Here is a 14,569-nt window from a genome sequence, read left to right as displayed (position 1 = left end):
GTGGGAGTCGACGCCGCCGGCCGCGACCTCCGCAACCGTCGCCGTCGACCGCATCCTTTTTGTTTTAGGTTTGCCTAAAGACTCGCAATGTCCGCAGGCGCTCGGTCTCGTATCGACTCTCGTCGCGAATCGGAATCCGAACAGACTCCCTCCGTCACCGTCTGTGAGGGGTGTCCCGGCCGATCCGTGTTCATGGAGTCCGAGAACACGGACGGGTGGATCGCGAGCGACCACGTCGTCGACGTGACTCGGTGAGATGACGGACGAATCCCCTTCGGACGAATCTCACTCTGACGAGTCGGCGTCGACCGACGACGACCGGACGGTGATCGCCGGTCGGAACTTCGAGCGGGAGTACCGCGTCGACGCCAGCGAGGCCGGCGAGTTCCTGATCGCGCTCGGCGAGGGGCTCCGCGACGGCGACGACCTCCGGATCGAGACGGAGGAGTGGGCGCTCCCGTTCGCGTTCGGCGAACCCGTGAAACTCGAAATTGACTACGAGGGCGTCGGCGAACCGGAGTTAGAGATCGAAGTGGCGCTGCCGGGTCGGACCGACCAGACCGCGCCGGACGTTCGCTAGCGGTTTCGGAGTTTCTCCGTCAGTTCGTCGCGGATTCGACGACGAGCGTGTCGTCCTCGAGGTAATGTTCGATGTGGTGCGCGTGCTCCTCGATGCCCTCCAGCTGCTCGCGGAGCATCTCCGCGGTCGCGTAGTCGCCGAGCCCCTCCGCGAGCTCGATGTGCTGCCGGTAGCTCTCGATGATGTCGCCCATCATCTCCAGGTCGTTCTCGAGCGACGTGCGGATGTCGTAGACGTCCTCGTCTTCCGGCTCGACGGTGGCGTTCTCCGAGAGGGTCGTCATGCCGGCGTGCGGCACGCCGCCGAGCGCCTGCAGCCGTTCGGCGAGCTCGTCGGCGGCCGCCTCGACGTCCTCGTACACCTCTTGGAGGAACACGTGAACGTCGAGGAACTCGGCGCCCTCGACGTTCCAGTGGTGTTTGTGGAGCTGGTGGTAGAGGACGTACGCGTCCGCGAGGTCGACGTTCAGCGCCTCGATGATCTGCTCCGCCTTCTCCGAATCGAGCCTGAGGGCGTTCTCTTCGACGGTACCGGCGCGCTGTCGGGTCTCCTTCTGCGTGCTCATACTACTCCGTACGCCCTCTACCTACTTATAAGTTATCAATATGTATACACTTTTTCGTACGGCCTAAAACTCCAACGTGACGGAGGAAGGTGCCCCAGAGAACGGATATTCCGATCTCTTATCATTAATTTTATATTCATTCGATCGGTCGTGGATCGGAGCAGGGGAGACGCGCGCCCGCCGATCTCCTCGATTTAGGTTCCCCTAAGATTCGAAAGCGATTTAATGCTTTAGGGAGGCCTAAACCATATGGGAAAGCACGCGGACCGAACCACGCCGACGCGTCGAGACCTGATCGGGTACGGCGGCGCGGTCGCGGGGGCGGGACTGCTCGCGGGATGTCTCGGCGGCGGCTCGGGCGACTCCGTCTCGGACGGCCCCGACGGTGCCGACGGATCGACCGATACCGCAGGGTCGGACGGTTCCGACGAGGGAGAGGCGGACGACGGGTCCGCGGACTCGTACACCGTCGAGATGGCGCCGGTCGGCGAAGTGACCCTCGATTCGGTCCCCGAGGACGTGATGGTCTACAGCCTCCTGTACGCGGACATGGCGGTCGCGTTCGGCCACGGCGACGCGGTGAACTCGCTCGGCTTCGATGCGGACGCCGGCGGACGCACGCTCGACGCCTACTACGCCGAACTCGACGGCGTCGAGTTCGATCGAGAGGGAATCACCCAGCTCAACTCGGGCTCCGGCGGCGGGATCTCGGTCGACCGGGAGCTGCTCTACGAGCTCGACTCCGACCTCCACCTGGCGGACCCCGCGCTGTTCGTCTCCTTCGACGGGTGGGACCGGGACGACGTGGCGGAGGTCCGAGACAACGTCGGACCGTGGTTCGGCAACGTGTACAGCCGCCGGCACGCCGAGCCCCCGGAGCCGTACCGCGGCGACTACGAGTACTACACCCTCTGGGAGATCACCGAGCGCGTCGCCGGCGTGTTCCGCGAGGAGGAGCGCTACGAGGCGCTCTCGTCGGTCCGCGACGACCTGATCGAGACGGTGCGGGCCGACCTCCCGCCGGAGGGGGAACGCCCGACGGTCGGCACGCTCCTCTACATGGACGGGACCTACTACCCCTCGCGGCTCGACGAGCCGGGGTTCGCCAACGCCCACGTGCGCCCCTTCGGCGTGCCCGACGCGTTCGGCGCCGACGACGTGACCTACGAGACCGCCTACGACCACGAGCAGCTGCTGGAGATCGACCCCGACGTCGTCCTCCATCAGTACGGGGTCGAGTCCTACTACGACGTGGCCGCGACACGCGAGGAGCTCGCCGACCACCCCGTCGCCGGCGAGCTCTCCGCGATCGAGGACGACCGGTTCTACCCCTCGGGCGACCCGGTGCAGGGGCCGATCATGAACCTCTTCCAGATCGAGATGACCGCCAAGCAGCTGTTCCCCGAGCGGTTCGGCGAGTGGCCGGCCTACGAGCTCGGCGACGGCTACCCTGACATTCCCGAGTCCGAGCGGCTCTTCGACCGCGACCGCGTGGCGGAGATCGTCGCCGGTGATGCGGAATGAGCGGCGGGGGCGACCGCGCCGAGACCGCCGAGATAGTCGGGACCCCCGAGACGGCCCAGGAGGTCGACTGCGACGCGGTCGTGGTCGGCGGCGGTCCCGCCGGCTGCTCGGCCACCGTCTTCCTCGCCCGGGAAGGGCTCGACGTCGCCGTCTTCGACCGCGGTCGGTCGTCGATCGCGCGCTGCGCGCACCTCGGGAACTACCTCGGCTTCCCCGCCGGGATCGACGTGGAGACGTTCTACGACCTCCTGCACGACCACGTCGAGCGCGCGGGCGCCGACCTCGTCGACGACCTCGTCGAGTCGGTCGAACCGGTCGGGGGACGTGACGGCGACGCGACGGAGCCGCGCTTCCGCGTCACTCCGCAGGAGGGCGAGCCGGTCACCGCCCGCCGCGTGGTGGCGGCGACCCGGTACGACGGCAAGTACCTCCGCGGGCTCGACGACGACGACGCGATGTTCGAGACCCACGACCGCGGCGGCGAGACGCACGAGCACTTCGACCGGGAGTACGCCGACCCCGACGGGACGACGCCGGTCGACGGGCTCTACGTCGCCTCGCCCTCCGAGGCCGCCCAGCAGGCGATCACGGCGGCCGGGCGCGGGGCCCGCGTCGCTCGGCGGGTCATCACGGACCTGCGGGTCGCGGACGGCTGGTGGCCCGCGGCGGCGGAGGGCGTCGACTGGGTGCGGCGCGAGGCCGAGCGCGACGAGGAGTGGGCGGACCGCGAGCGGTGGGCCGAGCGGTTCGACGAGCGCCACGCCGACGCCCCCGTCGATCCGTGCTCGGAGCGGTTCGCCCGGGTCCGCGAGGCGGCGATCGACGAGGCGCTGTCGGCGTACGTCGACGCCGACGAGGCCGAGACGCGAGCGGCCGAGGGGCGGCGCGCGCTCGTCAGCCACCTCGACCCCGGCGCCGTCGTCGACGCGCACGGCGCCGAGTCGCTGCTCGACGCGATGGACGACGAGGCGATCGCCGCGTACGCCGAGGGGGCGCGATGAGCGGCGAGGGGTCGATCGCCGCCGGCGCGGCGCGACGGCGCGAGGACGGTCGGATCGGCTGGCTGTTCGATCCCAAGCTGGTCACGGTCGCGCTCGCGAGCGTGGCGGTCGTCGTCGCCGGCGGGCTCGTGCAGGTGAGCTTCGGCGCGTACTCCATGACGGTCGGAGAGGCGTGGCGCGCCGTCCTCGACCCCGCGGTGCTCCTCGACGTCCACTGGCTGTTGAGCTTCCTCCTCGGCGAGGGAGCGATGCGCTCGCTCACCGGGTTTCAGGGGGAGCTGCCCGAGCTGGCACACGGGACGCTCATCGTCTGGAACATCCGGCTCCCGCGGGTGTTCGTCGCCGCCCTCGTCGGGATGAACCTCGGGATCTCGGGGGCCATCTTCCAGGCGGTCACGAGGAACGAGCTGGCGAGCCCGTTCATCCTCGGCGTCTCCTCGGGCGCGGGACTGATGATCCTGCTGACGCTCGTGGTGTTCGGGGGGCTCTCGGCGTTCCTCCCGCTGATCGCGGCGCTCGGCGGCGCGGTCGCGTTCCTGATCGTCTACGCGATCGCGTGGAAGAACGGGACGAGCCCGGTCCGGCTCGTGCTCGCGGGCGTGATCGTCGGGACCGTCTTCAACAGCCTCCAGACGGGGCTGTTCTTCTTCGCGGACGACATCGGCGTCGTCCAGTCGGCGATCCAGTGGACGACGGGGTCGCTGACGGGCACCGACTGGGACCAGGTCCGGATGGCCCTGCCGTGGACGGTCGTGGCGGTGGCGCTGTCGCTCGCGGGGTCGCGTCAGCTGAACCTCCTCCTCCTCGGCGAGCAGACGGCGAAGTCGCTGGGGATGTCGATCGAGAAGGTCCGGTTCGCGCTCTCCGGCGTCGCCGTGCTGGCGGCCGCCGCCAGCATCGCCGTGGCGGGGATCGTCAGCTTCGTGGGACTGATCGTCCCCCACATGGTCCGGAACCTCGTCGGCAGCGACTACAAGCGGGTGATCGTCGGCTGCCTGTTCGTCGGCCCGGCGCTGATGGTCGCGGCCGACGTGGGCGCGCGTCTCGGGATGGGCGTCATAACGGGCGCGGACTCGCAGATCCCGGTCGGTATCGTCACCGGGCTGATCGGCGGCCCGTACTTCCTGTACCTGATGCGGCGCCAGCAGAACATGGGTGAACTCTGAATGTCGACAGAACACGCGGACACGACGCGGACGGAGACGACGAACGGACCGGACGGCTCGAACGACGCGGACGCCTCGGCGGGGCCCGCAGACGGGTCCGCCGCGACCGACGCGACCGACCTCGACGGAGAGGACCTCGTGTTGGGGTATCCGAACGCTCCGGAGCCCGTCATCGACGGCGAGTCGATCGCGGCCGAGCCCGGCGCGGTCACGGCGCTCGTCGGCCCGAACGGGTCGGGCAAGAGCACCCTGCTGAAGGGGCTGGCGACGCAGATCGCGCCGGAAGACGGCTCCGTGCTCGTCGACGGGGAGGACGTGCACGCGATGGACGCGAAGGCGCTCGCCCGGAAGCTCGGGCTGCTCTCGCAGGAGAGCACCTCGCCGAACAGCATCACCGTCGAGGACCTCGTGTACCACGGTCGCTACCCGCACCGCGGGTTCTTCGAGCGGACGACCGAGGCGGACGCGGTCGCGGTCGAGGAGGCGATCGAGCTGGCCGGCTGCGGGCACCTGCGCGACCGCGAGGTCGGGAGCCTCAGCGGCGGGCAGAAGCAGCTGGCGTGGATCGCGATGGTCCTCGCGCAGGACACCGACGTGCTCCTCCTCGACGAGCCGACGACGTTCCTCGACATGCACCACCAGATGGAGGTGATGGAGATCATCGAGACCCTCCGCGACGAGAGCGACGTGACCGTCGTCGTCGTGCTCCACGACATCGAGCAGGCCGCCCGGCTCGCCGACCGGATGGTCGCGCTCAAGGACGGCGAGATCCGCGCCCGCGGCGCCCCCGAGGAGATCGTCACCGAGGAGCTGCTCGCGGACGTGTTCCGCGTCGACGCCGACGTGGTCCAGACCGAGAACGGGCCGCGCGTCACCCCCCTCCGGGCGCGACACGAGTAGCTGATCGAAGGGGAGGATGCGATCCGGGACCGCTGTGTTTTAGGTCGGCCTAAAGATCGGAACGGTTTTATTTGTTTAGGCTGGCCTAAAAGCATGGTCAGAGACGACGCGGCACACGGAGAATCGACCCGCAGGGCGTTCGCGAAGTACGGCGGAACCGTCGCCCTCGGCGGCGTACTCGCCGGCTGCGTCGGAGGCGGCGACGGCGGTGACGGCGCGGAGAGCGCCGGCAGGGACGACGACACGGAGGCCGCCTCGACGGCTCCGACCGAATCGGACGCCCAGAGCGAGGAGTCCGACGATCTCCCGTACACCGCCTCCATGGAACCGGTCGGTGAGGTGACCTTCGAGTCGGTCCCGGAGCGGTGGGTCGCGTACGACGGCGGCTTCGCGGACATGGCCGTCGCGCTGGGGAAGGGCGACGGGCTGGCCGGCGTCGGCAACGCCGACCGGTACTACACGTACGTCTACGACGAGCTCCCCGGAGTCGACATGGATCGGGGCCCGATCGAGGCGCACCCGGAGGTCAGGACGAAAGAGCAGTTCTACGAGCTCGACGCCGATATCCACTTTTATGACCCGCAGATGCTCGTCAACTGGTTCGATTGGGGAGAAGACGACGTCGCGGAAATCCGGGATAACGTCGCTCCCTTCTTCGGCAACCTGATCTTCCGGCGGTCGGACGGGTGGCACGACTATCGGTACTACACGCTGTACGAGGCGTTCGAGCGGGTCGCGGCGGCGTTCGACGAACGCGAGCGCTACGAGGCGTTCGCCGAGCTCCACGAGTCGTTCATCGCCGACGTGCAGTCGCGCCTTCCGTCCGCAGACGATCGGCCGAGCGTGTTCCTGACGTTCGAGGGAACCGACGAGCCGGAGACCTTCTCGCCGTACCGACTGGTCGACAAGGGGACGAGCAAGAAGCAGTGGCTCGATCTGGGCGTGACCGACGCGCTCGCGGGAACGGACGTCGAGAACCTCAGCACCACGAACCGCGGGGAGCTCGACTACGAGAACCTGCTCGAAGTGGATCCGGACGTGATCCTCGTCCGCGGACACGAGCGGAAATCGCCGGAAGAGTTCCGCGACACCGTCCTCGCGTACATGCAGGATCACTCCGTCGGAAGCGAGCTCACGGCGGTTCAAGATGGTCGCGTGTACCGCGGCGGCTACCTCTATCAGGGACCGATCCACAACCTCTTCTTGACCGAACGGGCCGCGAAGCAGCTGTATCCGGAGGAGTTCGGCCCCGTCACCGGTGACGAGCAGTTGTTCGATCGTCAACGAGTCGCGGAGATCATCAACGGGGACCCGTAGATGCGCGCCCGCGAGTGGACGGTCGCGGCCGCCTTCGGCGACCCGACGGAGTACGACGTGCCGGTCCTCCCGACGTGGCGGGTCGAACGCGGCGCCGACGGCGACCTCGCGTTCGCGGCCGCCGACCGCGACGAGCCGTTCATCGCGGCGGAAAGACCGGTTCGAGTCCGGCGATGAGCGCGGTTCACCCCGACCGAAGCGACTACGACGGTCCGTGCACGCCGTTGGGTATGGCGATCGACAGCGACGACTCGCGACTCGAACGGGGGATCGACCGATGAGCGGCGACGAGACGTCCGCAGATCGTGAGCACGGCTCCCGCGACGTGGTCGTCGTCGGCGGGGGCGTCGCCGGGCTCTCCGCGGCCGTGTTCACGGCCCGGCAGGGGCTCGACACGCTCGTGATCGACGACGGCGGATCGCTCCTCCGACGGAACGCGCACCTGGAGAACTTCCCCGGCTTCCCGCTCGGCGTGGACGCCCGGCGGCTGCTCGACCTCCTCGCCGAGCAGGCCGCGACCGCGGGCGCCGACCGGTTCGACGGCCGGGCGACGCGCGTGACGGCGGTCGGTGAGGGCGAAGACGCCGGGAGCGAGGACGGTTCCGACGCGCCGGACGGCGCCCGGTTCGTCGTCGAGGTCGACGGCGGCGACGGCGGCGACGGCGAACCGCTCGCCGGCGACAGCGACCTGATCCGGACCCGGTACGTCGTCGCGGCGACGAAGAACGAGGTCGGCTACCTCGACGGCGTCGAGGGCGTCGGGATCCTCGACCGCGGGAAGTCGTACGTCGACACCGACGAGCGCGGACGGACCGGCGTCGACGGGCTGTACGCGGCCGGTCGGCTCGCGGAGAAATCGCATCAAGCGGCGGTGTGTGCGGGCCACGGCGCCGAGGTCGGCGTGACGATATTGGAGGAGGACGACCGCGGGTTCTACCACGACTGGGTCGCGTCCGAGGGGTACTTCACCGATCGCGGCAGGGAGGTACCGCCGGGCTGCGAGGAGATCGACGCGGACGAGCGACGCGAGCGCGAGGAGGAGTCCCGCGAGGCGATCCGAGACCGGTTCGCGGCGCCGCACCCGGACCCGCAGGAGACCCATCCGAGCCTGGAGGAGTAAGCCGCGCGCGGAGGTGACACCACGTGATCGGAACGACGCTACTCGAGATCAGCGACCACATCGAATCGCTCGCGAGCGAGACGGGCGAGTACTCGCTCGTCTGCGCGCGGTACGGCGACCGACCGGTCCCGGCGGCCGGGCTCCGGTTCGAGAGCCGCGCCGTCGCGCGGGCCGCGGCGCGCGCCACCGAGCAGTACCGCGACGCGCTCCGGCGGTACGACCCGCGGCTGCCGTACTACGACGTGATCGTCCGACAGGAGTTCGCGGACGACGGTTCGGCGACCGAACCCGGCGGCGACGCCGGAAATCGGGACAACACGCACGACGTACCACACGACGTGCGGCGGTTCTCGGCCGCGGAGGCGTCCGAGTGGAGCCTCTCCGATCCCGCGGTGGAAGCGGACGGGCGAGCCGGCGGTCGGTGCGACCGAGACGGCCCCAGCGAGCCGAGCGACGGTGACACCGTTCGGGACGACCGCGGCCGCGACCGCGTCGAGTTCTGCCACGAGGCCGCGGCCGCGGTGTTCGAGGCGCTGTCGGCGGGCGGGCACGGCGACGCCGAGTCGGCGGTGATGGACGCGTACTTCGAGTTCGCCGAGCGCGTGGGCGATCCGGACGACCTCTGTCTGTGTCTCCTCGAAGCGATGGCCGACGTTCTCCACCGGCGGCTCTCCCCCGCCGAGCAGGCGTCGGTGCTGTCGGCCGCGGCGGCGGGGCTCCCGCCCGCCTCCGCGGACGATCCCGTCGGCGCCGCGTTCGACCGCCTCGCGGGGGTCGGCGTCGTCGACGGGTACGCCCGCGAGTCCGACGCGACGGGGAAGAGCGCGACGGTGCTGGTGTCCGAGTACGCCTTCTCCCCACGCAACGGGCGGTTCCCGACGCTGCCGCTCGTGGTAGAACTGTACCGCCGGACGGAACCCGGCCGCCGGCCGGGAGCGGTCCGGATCGCCGCCGTCGACGAGGGGTGGGAAGTCACCCTCTCCGCCGGCTCCGACGACGGCCCGGTCGGGCTCGCCAGCGCGGCGATCCGGTCGTAGTCACTCCTCTGTGGGTTCCTCCGTCGCGTCCGCCTCGTCGGACTCGTCCTCCTCCGCCTCGATCCGAACGAGGTCGGCCTCCACGTCCTCCACGAAGGCGCCCTGTCCCCCGACCGTGACCGTCTCGCCGTCGTCGGTCTCGACGACGAGCGAGTGCTCGACCGGGAACTCGTTGGTCGTCGGCTCCACCATCCCCTGTTTCGAGTCGACGACGCGGCCGCTGACCTCGACCGGCTCGTCGGCGTCGGTCCACCGACCGCCCACGGTGACGCGAGGAGTCTCCCCGGCCCGGAGCCGGAGCGTCGCCTGCAGGACCGTGTGCCTGAAGTTCGCGTACTCGACCGGGAGCGGCGCGGGCGGCGCGGTCGCGACCTCGTTCGCGGCCGGCCAGTAGTTCCCGAGGAACGAGCCGACGATCACCGGCGCGAGCTGCTCCTGCGAGAAGCGGATCGCCTGTCGGTCGGTGTCGGACCGGCGCAACAGCTCGGGCGGAGCGACGACCCCGGCCGCGGAGTCGACGGTGAGCAGCGTCGGCATCGCCTCGCCCCACGTCCGGACGACGCTGGCGACGCCCTCGAGTCCGCCCTCGATGTCCTCCGCGCCGCCCGCGTCGGAGACGATGAGCAGCACTAAGACGCCGCGGTCGACCGCCTCGACGAGCGAGTCGCGGATCTCGGCGAGGTGGTCGGCGGTGATCGACAGCGCCGCCTCGTCGTCGGCGTCCGCGAGCAGCGACCGGATCCGCTTTATCACCGTCACCCGGGACTTGATCACCTCGAACTGCTCGGTCTGTCGCTCCACGCGCGAGAAGCGCTCCTCTAAGCCGGGGCGGATCGCGTCCACGTCCGAGCGGAGCCGGTTTATCACCTCGTCCGGCGGGTTCGCGCGGATCGTCGTCGGCACGACGTGGTCGTTCACCTCGACGAAGCCGCGCTCCGCGAGCGACTCGCTCACGCTGTAGACGTAGCGTTTCGACACGCCGGCGGCGTCGGCGACGGTGCTCGCCTTCGCCTCGCCGTGCGCCAAGAGACTGAGGTACGTGTCCACCTCCTTGTCCGAGAGCCCGAACCGGCGGAGAAGATCGTTCAGCGTCCGGTCGTCCATGTGACGGGGATGCGCGAGGCACTCACTTATAAGGGTCGTCTCGACCGCCGCCGCCGCGGCGAGCGTCCCGTGAACGGTCGACTACCGCAGGACTGCGATGCTCTCGACCGCGACTTCTCCGTCGGCCGCGGCGGACCGGACTCGTACAGACGGGTTCGCGCATCCGGGCTCCCGACGGCGCCCCGACTCGAGCGTTCCCGTTCTACAAACGAATGAATAATGATTACACCAAAACTTCATACACGGAGGGGTATTGTACTCCCGTAATGCAACTCCGCGACGCGCTCGACGACTACAAGCGAAACACCGGGCACGACACTCGGTTCCCCGGCGAACGCCGGACCGTCACCGGTCGGTTCTCGGGCGGTGAGGGGCGGCTCGTCCACGTCGACGCCGGGGGCGAGGTCCGCGATTTCGGCTACCCGCTGACCGGGCTGACGGGGCTCGTCCGCTCCCGCATCGGCCTCGCGGTCGGCGACGAGGTCACGTGGCTCGACGAGGTCGCGACCGAGCAGCGCTACGTCGGCGACACGACCCTGATCGAGACCGTCCACGAGACCGACCACGGGACACTGACCCGCCACGACGCGACGGTCGGCGACGCCCACCTCACGCGCGCGGCGTTCGACGCGGGCGACGACGGCCACGCGAACGTCGACCCCGACGACCTCTCGCTCGTCGTCTACGCCCGGTTCGCGCCCGACGGGCGCGACGACCGGGTCGGGCAGCTCCGGTACGACGACGCGGTCGAGGTGTACCACGCCGACGAGCGCGACTTCCTCGCGAGCGACACCGGCTTCGCCGACCTGCGGGGCCAGCTCCCGGCGACGTTCCCCGAGCTGATCGACGACGCGCCCACCGACCTCCCCCGCGACCGCGACGGCGACCGCTACGAGGAGGAGCGGCTCTCCGGCGAGGTCATCGCCGACGTGCCCTTCGAAGGCGGCGTCGCCACCGTCGGCACCCTGCTGACCGACCGCGAGGAGACGACGCGCGAGGCGGCCCGCGGCCGGCTCGACGAGCTCTTCGCCGACCTCGACTCCCCCGACGCGCTCGCCGCGGCCGCGGGCGAGACGACCCCCTCGGTCCCGGAATCGGTCCCGGCCCGCGAGTCGGTCGTCGCCGACCTCCGGGTGCTCTCGCTGCTCTCGGCGGAGTCCGGGCTCCGGATCGCCGGCCCCGACTTCGACCCCTTCTACGCGACCTCCGGCGGCTACGGCTACACGTGGTTCCGCGACGACGCCGAGATATCGACGTTCGCGCTCGACGCCGACGACCGACTCGGGCTCGGGCTCGACGACTGGCACGCGCGCTCGGCCGAGATGTACGTCGCCACTCAGCGCCCCGACGGCTCGTGGCCGCACCGCGTGTGGCCCCGGAGCGGGGCCTTGGCGCCCGGCTGGGCGAACGCGCGCATCGAGGACGGGCCCGACGTGGACTACCAGGCCGACCAGACCGGCAGCGTCATCGCCTACCTCGCGCAGGCGCGCGCCGCGGGCGTCGACGCCGAGGGGCTCGATCGGACCCTCGTGGCCGCGCTCGCCGGGCTCGACGAGACGCTGGAGGCGGACGGCCGCCCGGTCGTCTGCCAGAACGCGTGGGAGGACAGCGCCGGGCGTTTCGCGCACACGGCGGCGACGTTCCTGGAGGCGTACAGCGAGCTCGCGCTCCACGGCGAGGGGCTGGAGACGGACGCGCTCGGTTCGAACGCGGACCTCGACCCCGCCGCCCTCCCCGCGGACCTCGCCGGCCACGCCCGCGATCAGGCGGCGCGGGTGTACGACGCACTCGACGACCTGTGGGTTCCCGAGCGCGGCTGTTACGCGCTCCGCGAGACGCCGGAGGGGGCGATCGACGACCGGCTCGACTCCTCGACGCTGTCGCTGGCGAGCGCGCACCGGTCGTTCGACGCGCTCGGTGGGGGCGAGGGGAGTGAGAACGGCGACGACGCGGACGAAACCGGCGAGGCCGGCGCGGTCGACGCCGAGCGCCTCGACCGGCTGGTCTCGCACGTGGAGACGGTCGTCGACGGGCTCGCGCACGAGAGCGACGAGATCGCCGGCCTGGTCCGGTACGAGGGCGACGGCTGGCGCCGGGCCGACCAGCGCTCCGAGAAGGTGTGGACGGTCTCGACCGCGTGGGGCGCGAACGCCTGCGCCGAGCTCGCCGTCCTGCTCGCCGCCCGCGACGACCCGCGCGCGGCGGAGATGGTCGAGCGCGCTCGGGAGCTGCTCGCGCACGTCTCGCCCGGGGGATCGCTCTGTGAACCGACGACGTACCTCCCCGAGCAGTTCTTCGACGACGGGACGCCGGACAGCGCGGCGCCGCTCGGGTGGCCCCACGCGATCCGGCTTGCGACCGTGGCGCTGCTCGACGACGAGCTCCCGCAGTTCGCCGACCGCGTCGCCGCCGACGACTGACGCGACGCGCTTTTTCCCTAGTCACCGAGTCGTCGGTGACCGCCGTTTCGCCGCCGAGAGCGGTTCGTCCGTCTATCGAGTCGATTCCTCGGAGCGCCGCGGACCGCCTTCGACACGCGGTCGAATCGAAGTTCCGATTCGACACGACGACGCCGCCCGGACCGCAACGCCTTTCACTACTTAGTAATATTACTTGGTTGTATGCACGGATTCGACGGCTTCAGCGACGTGAGCGAGACCGACGTGACGAAGGCGATCGGCAACGAGTGGACCGACGGGTTCCTCGACTTCACGGAGTCGGACGTGATCATCCTCGGCGGCGGCCCCTCCGGGCTGATGGCGGCCAAGGAGCTGGCCGAGCGCGGCGTGAAGGTGATGATCGTCGAGAAGAACAACTACCTCGGCGGCGGGTTCTGGCTCGGCGGGTTCCTGATGAACACGGTGACGGTCCGGGACCCGGCCCAGGAGATCCTCGACGACCTCGACGTGGACTACGACCCGGTCGAGGACGTGGACGGGCTCTACACCGCCGCCGGACCGGAGGCCTGTTCGGGGCTGATCAAGGCGGCCTGCGACGCCGGGGCGCGCGTCCAGAACATGACCGAGTTCACCGACCTGGTCGTCCGCGAGGACCACGAGGTCGGCGGGATCGTGATGAACTGGACGCCGGTCCACGCGCTCCCCCGCGAGATTACCTGCGTCGACCCCATCGCGGTGGAGTCCGACCTCGTGATCGACGCGACCGGCCACGACGCGGTCGCGATCAGCAAGCTCGACGAGCGCGGCGTCCTCTCCGCGCCCGGCATCGAGCACGCGAAGGAGCACAACACCGGGATGGACCAGACCGGCGACGGGGAGTACGGCGCGCCCGGCCACGACTCGCCCGGGCACGACTCGATGTGGGTCGGCGAGAGCGAGGACGCCGTGGTCGAGCACACCGGCGTCGTCCACGACGGCCTGATCGCCTCCGGCATGGCGGTCGCGACCGCCCACGGCCTCCCGCGGATGGGCCCGACGTTCGGCGCGATGCTGGTCTCCGGGAAGAAGGCCGCCCAGAGCGCCCTCGACGAGCTCGGCGTCGACGGCCCCGAGGTGAGCCTGTCGACCGGGAGCGCCCCCGCGCCGGCGGACGACTGAGGCGCCGCGCTCCGCGATCGGCGATTCCCTCCGATCCCCCGCTGACGCCTTCCCCTCCCTCGACGGACTTTTCACCGGCTTCCTCCGAGCGTCTCGCATGCACTGGCGGGGCCACGTCGGGATCGCGCTGCTCGCGTACGCGCCCGTCGCGGCGGCGGTCCGAGCCGCGGGCGAGCCCGAACTGGCGGCCCTCGGCGCGGCGGTCGCCGTCGGGTTCTCGACCGTCCCCGACCTCGATCACCGGATGCCGGTCGCGCACCGCGGCCCGACGCACACGGTCGCGTTCGCGGTCGCGGCGGGCGCGTTCGCGGCGCTCGCGGCCGCGGTCGCACTCTCCGCGGGCGACTGGACGGTCTTCGCAGCAGGCGGCGAAACCGCCCTCCCCCCGTGGACTCCGGCCTTCGTCGGGGGCGTCGCGACCCTCTCCCTCTGCTCGCACGTCGCCGGCGACGCGATCACGCCGATGGGGATCCGGCCGTTCCGACCGATCTTGAAGTGGCACGTCACCTTCGATCTGACCCCGGCGGCGAATCCCCGCGCGAACCGGCTGTTCCTCGGAATCGGTGTCGCCGCCCTCGCGCTGTCGGTCTCGCTCACGCCCTGAGTCGCCCACGCCGGGATCGCTGCCGGAGGCCCGAGAAACGATCACGAACGTTCACTCGCCCTCGACTCAACCGTATGCCTTTTTCCGCCCCTGC

General features: G+C 70.4%; 15 protein-coding genes. 13 read left to right on the top strand and 2 right to left on the bottom strand.

The genetic code is table 11. The annotated features are described in order from the left end of the window. Positions 1-87 precede the first annotated feature (87 nt). Together EDM04_RS18360 and EDM04_RS01765 are read left to right on the top strand one after the other, a co-directional pair. Positions 88-255 (top strand): hypothetical protein, encoded by a 168-nt coding sequence (locus tag EDM04_RS18360; RefSeq protein WP_164471057.1) that lies wholly within the window; start codon positions 88-90, stop codon positions 253-255. Position 256: 1 nt separating this feature from the next. Beyond that, positions 257-580 (top strand): amphi-Trp domain-containing protein, encoded by a 324-nt coding sequence (locus EDM04_RS01765; protein ID WP_123619454.1) that lies wholly within the window; start codon positions 257-259, stop codon positions 578-580. A 19-nt stretch (positions 581-599) separates the two neighbouring features. Here the strand turns inward: EDM04_RS01765 and dpsA are convergent, their stop codons facing one another. Further along, on the bottom strand, positions 600-1,145 hold the full coding sequence (gene dpsA, locus EDM04_RS01760) for a DNA starvation/stationary phase protection protein DpsA (protein WP_123619453.1): 546 nt from the start codon (positions 1,143-1,145) through the stop codon (positions 600-602). A 249-nt stretch (positions 1,146-1,394) separates the two neighbouring features. Between dpsA and EDM04_RS01755 the strand changes: the two genes are divergently transcribed. From EDM04_RS01755 to EDM04_RS01725, 8 genes are all read left to right on the top strand, one after another. Further along, entirely contained in the window at positions 1,395-2,669 is a 1,275-nt protein-coding gene (locus EDM04_RS01755) for an ABC transporter substrate-binding protein (protein ID WP_123619452.1), read from the top strand. Beyond that, positions 2,666-3,670, top strand: coding sequence for an FAD-binding protein (locus EDM04_RS01750; RefSeq protein ID WP_123619451.1), 1,005 nt, complete (start codon positions 2,666-2,668; stop codon positions 3,668-3,670). The genes EDM04_RS01755 and EDM04_RS01750 overlap by 4 nt, the downstream gene beginning before the upstream one ends. Next, positions 3,667-4,836: an iron ABC transporter permease gene (locus EDM04_RS01745; RefSeq protein ID WP_123619450.1), complete on the top strand. Its 1,170-nt coding sequence runs from the start codon at positions 3,667-3,669 to the stop codon at positions 4,834-4,836. Before EDM04_RS01750 ends, EDM04_RS01745 begins: the two co-directional genes overlap by 4 nt. After that, on the top strand, positions 4,837-5,736 hold the full coding sequence (locus tag EDM04_RS01740) for an ABC transporter ATP-binding protein (protein ID WP_123619449.1): 900 nt from the start codon (positions 4,837-4,839) through the stop codon (positions 5,734-5,736). A 93-nt stretch (positions 5,737-5,829) separates the two neighbouring features. After that, positions 5,830-7,053 carry an ABC transporter substrate-binding protein gene (locus tag EDM04_RS01735; protein WP_123619448.1) on the top strand — a complete coding sequence of 408 codons (1,224 nt, stop codon included), beginning with the start codon at positions 5,830-5,832 and terminating at the stop codon, positions 7,051-7,053. Next, the gene (locus EDM04_RS18355; RefSeq protein ID WP_164471056.1) at positions 7,054-7,230 is read left to right on the top strand and encodes a hypothetical protein; all 177 of its coding nucleotides are present in this window, start codon (positions 7,054-7,056) and stop codon (positions 7,228-7,230) included. A 100-nt stretch (positions 7,231-7,330) separates the two neighbouring features. Further along, positions 7,331-8,173, top strand: coding sequence for an FAD-dependent oxidoreductase (locus tag EDM04_RS01730; protein WP_123619447.1), 843 nt, complete (start codon positions 7,331-7,333; stop codon positions 8,171-8,173). 23 nt (positions 8,174-8,196) lie between these two features. After that, a complete protein-coding gene (locus EDM04_RS01725) occupies positions 8,197-9,210 on the top strand; it encodes a hypothetical protein (RefSeq protein WP_123619446.1) in 1,014 nt (337 codons plus the stop codon). Here the strand turns inward: EDM04_RS01725 and EDM04_RS01720 are convergent, their stop codons facing one another. Continuing rightward, positions 9,211-10,314 carry a TrmB family transcriptional regulator sugar-binding domain-containing protein gene (locus tag EDM04_RS01720; protein WP_123619445.1) on the bottom strand — a complete coding sequence of 368 codons (1,104 nt, stop codon included), beginning with the start codon at positions 10,312-10,314 and terminating at the stop codon, positions 9,211-9,213. A gap of 266 nt (positions 10,315-10,580) precedes the next feature. On the opposite strand from EDM04_RS01720, the gene EDM04_RS01715 reads away from it, so the two are divergent. From EDM04_RS01715 to EDM04_RS01705, 3 genes are all read left to right on the top strand, one after another. Next, positions 10,581-12,734, top strand: a complete 2,154-nt coding sequence (locus tag EDM04_RS01715) for a glucan 1,4-alpha-glucosidase (RefSeq protein WP_123619444.1) — start codon at positions 10,581-10,583, stop codon at positions 12,732-12,734. A 201-nt stretch (positions 12,735-12,935) separates the two neighbouring features. Beyond that, on the top strand, positions 12,936-13,871 hold the full coding sequence (locus EDM04_RS01710; protein WP_123619443.1) for a sulfide-dependent adenosine diphosphate thiazole synthase: 936 nt from the start codon (positions 12,936-12,938) through the stop codon (positions 13,869-13,871). Between the two features lie 97 nt (positions 13,872-13,968). Then, positions 13,969-14,475 carry a metal-dependent hydrolase gene (locus EDM04_RS01705; protein ID WP_123619442.1) on the top strand — a complete coding sequence of 169 codons (507 nt, stop codon included), beginning with the start codon at positions 13,969-13,971 and terminating at the stop codon, positions 14,473-14,475. The last annotated feature ends 94 nt before the right edge of the window (positions 14,476-14,569 follow it).

The organism is Halorubrum sp. CSM-61, from assembly GCF_003781945.1.
Taxonomy (GTDB): Archaea; Halobacteriota; Halobacteria; order Halobacteriales; family Haloferacaceae; genus Halorubrum.
This window is presented reverse-complemented; position numbering and strand designations above follow the sequence as displayed.

What these genes read in the sequence shown, in the direction of transcription:
- EDM04_RS18355 (WP_164471056.1), top strand. Translation starts at nt 7,054, where the DNA reads ATGCGCGCCCGCGAGTGGACGGTCGCGGCCGCCTTCGGCGACCCGACG.
- EDM04_RS01715 (WP_123619444.1), top strand. Translation starts at nt 10,581, where the DNA reads ATGCAACTCCGCGACGCGCTCGACGACTACAAGCGAAACACCGGGCAC.
- EDM04_RS01705 (WP_123619442.1), top strand. Translation starts at nt 13,969, where the DNA reads ATGCACTGGCGGGGCCACGTCGGGATCGCGCTGCTCGCGTACGCGCCC.
- EDM04_RS01735 (WP_123619448.1), top strand. Translation starts at nt 5,830, where the DNA reads ATGGTCAGAGACGACGCGGCACACGGAGAATCGACCCGCAGGGCGTTC.
- EDM04_RS01745 (WP_123619450.1), top strand. Translation starts at nt 3,667, where the DNA reads ATGAGCGGCGAGGGGTCGATCGCCGCCGGCGCGGCGCGACGGCGCGAG.
- EDM04_RS01720 (WP_123619445.1), bottom strand. Translation starts at nt 10,314, where the DNA reads ATGGACGACCGGACGCTGAACGATCTTCTCCGCCGGTTCGGGCTCTCG.
- EDM04_RS01750 (WP_123619451.1), top strand. Translation starts at nt 2,666, where the DNA reads ATGAGCGGCGGGGGCGACCGCGCCGAGACCGCCGAGATAGTCGGGACC.
- EDM04_RS18360 (WP_164471057.1), top strand. Translation starts at nt 88, where the DNA reads ATGTCCGCAGGCGCTCGGTCTCGTATCGACTCTCGTCGCGAATCGGAA.
- EDM04_RS01740 (WP_123619449.1), top strand. Translation starts at nt 4,837, where the DNA reads ATGTCGACAGAACACGCGGACACGACGCGGACGGAGACGACGAACGGA.
- EDM04_RS01765 (WP_123619454.1), top strand. Translation starts at nt 257, where the DNA reads ATGACGGACGAATCCCCTTCGGACGAATCTCACTCTGACGAGTCGGCG.
- EDM04_RS01730 (WP_123619447.1), top strand. Translation starts at nt 7,331, where the DNA reads ATGAGCGGCGACGAGACGTCCGCAGATCGTGAGCACGGCTCCCGCGAC.
- dpsA (WP_123619453.1), bottom strand. Translation starts at nt 1,145, where the DNA reads ATGAGCACGCAGAAGGAGACCCGACAGCGCGCCGGTACCGTCGAAGAG.
- EDM04_RS01755 (WP_123619452.1), top strand. Translation starts at nt 1,395, where the DNA reads ATGGGAAAGCACGCGGACCGAACCACGCCGACGCGTCGAGACCTGATC.
- EDM04_RS01710 (WP_123619443.1), top strand. Translation starts at nt 12,936, where the DNA reads ATGCACGGATTCGACGGCTTCAGCGACGTGAGCGAGACCGACGTGACG.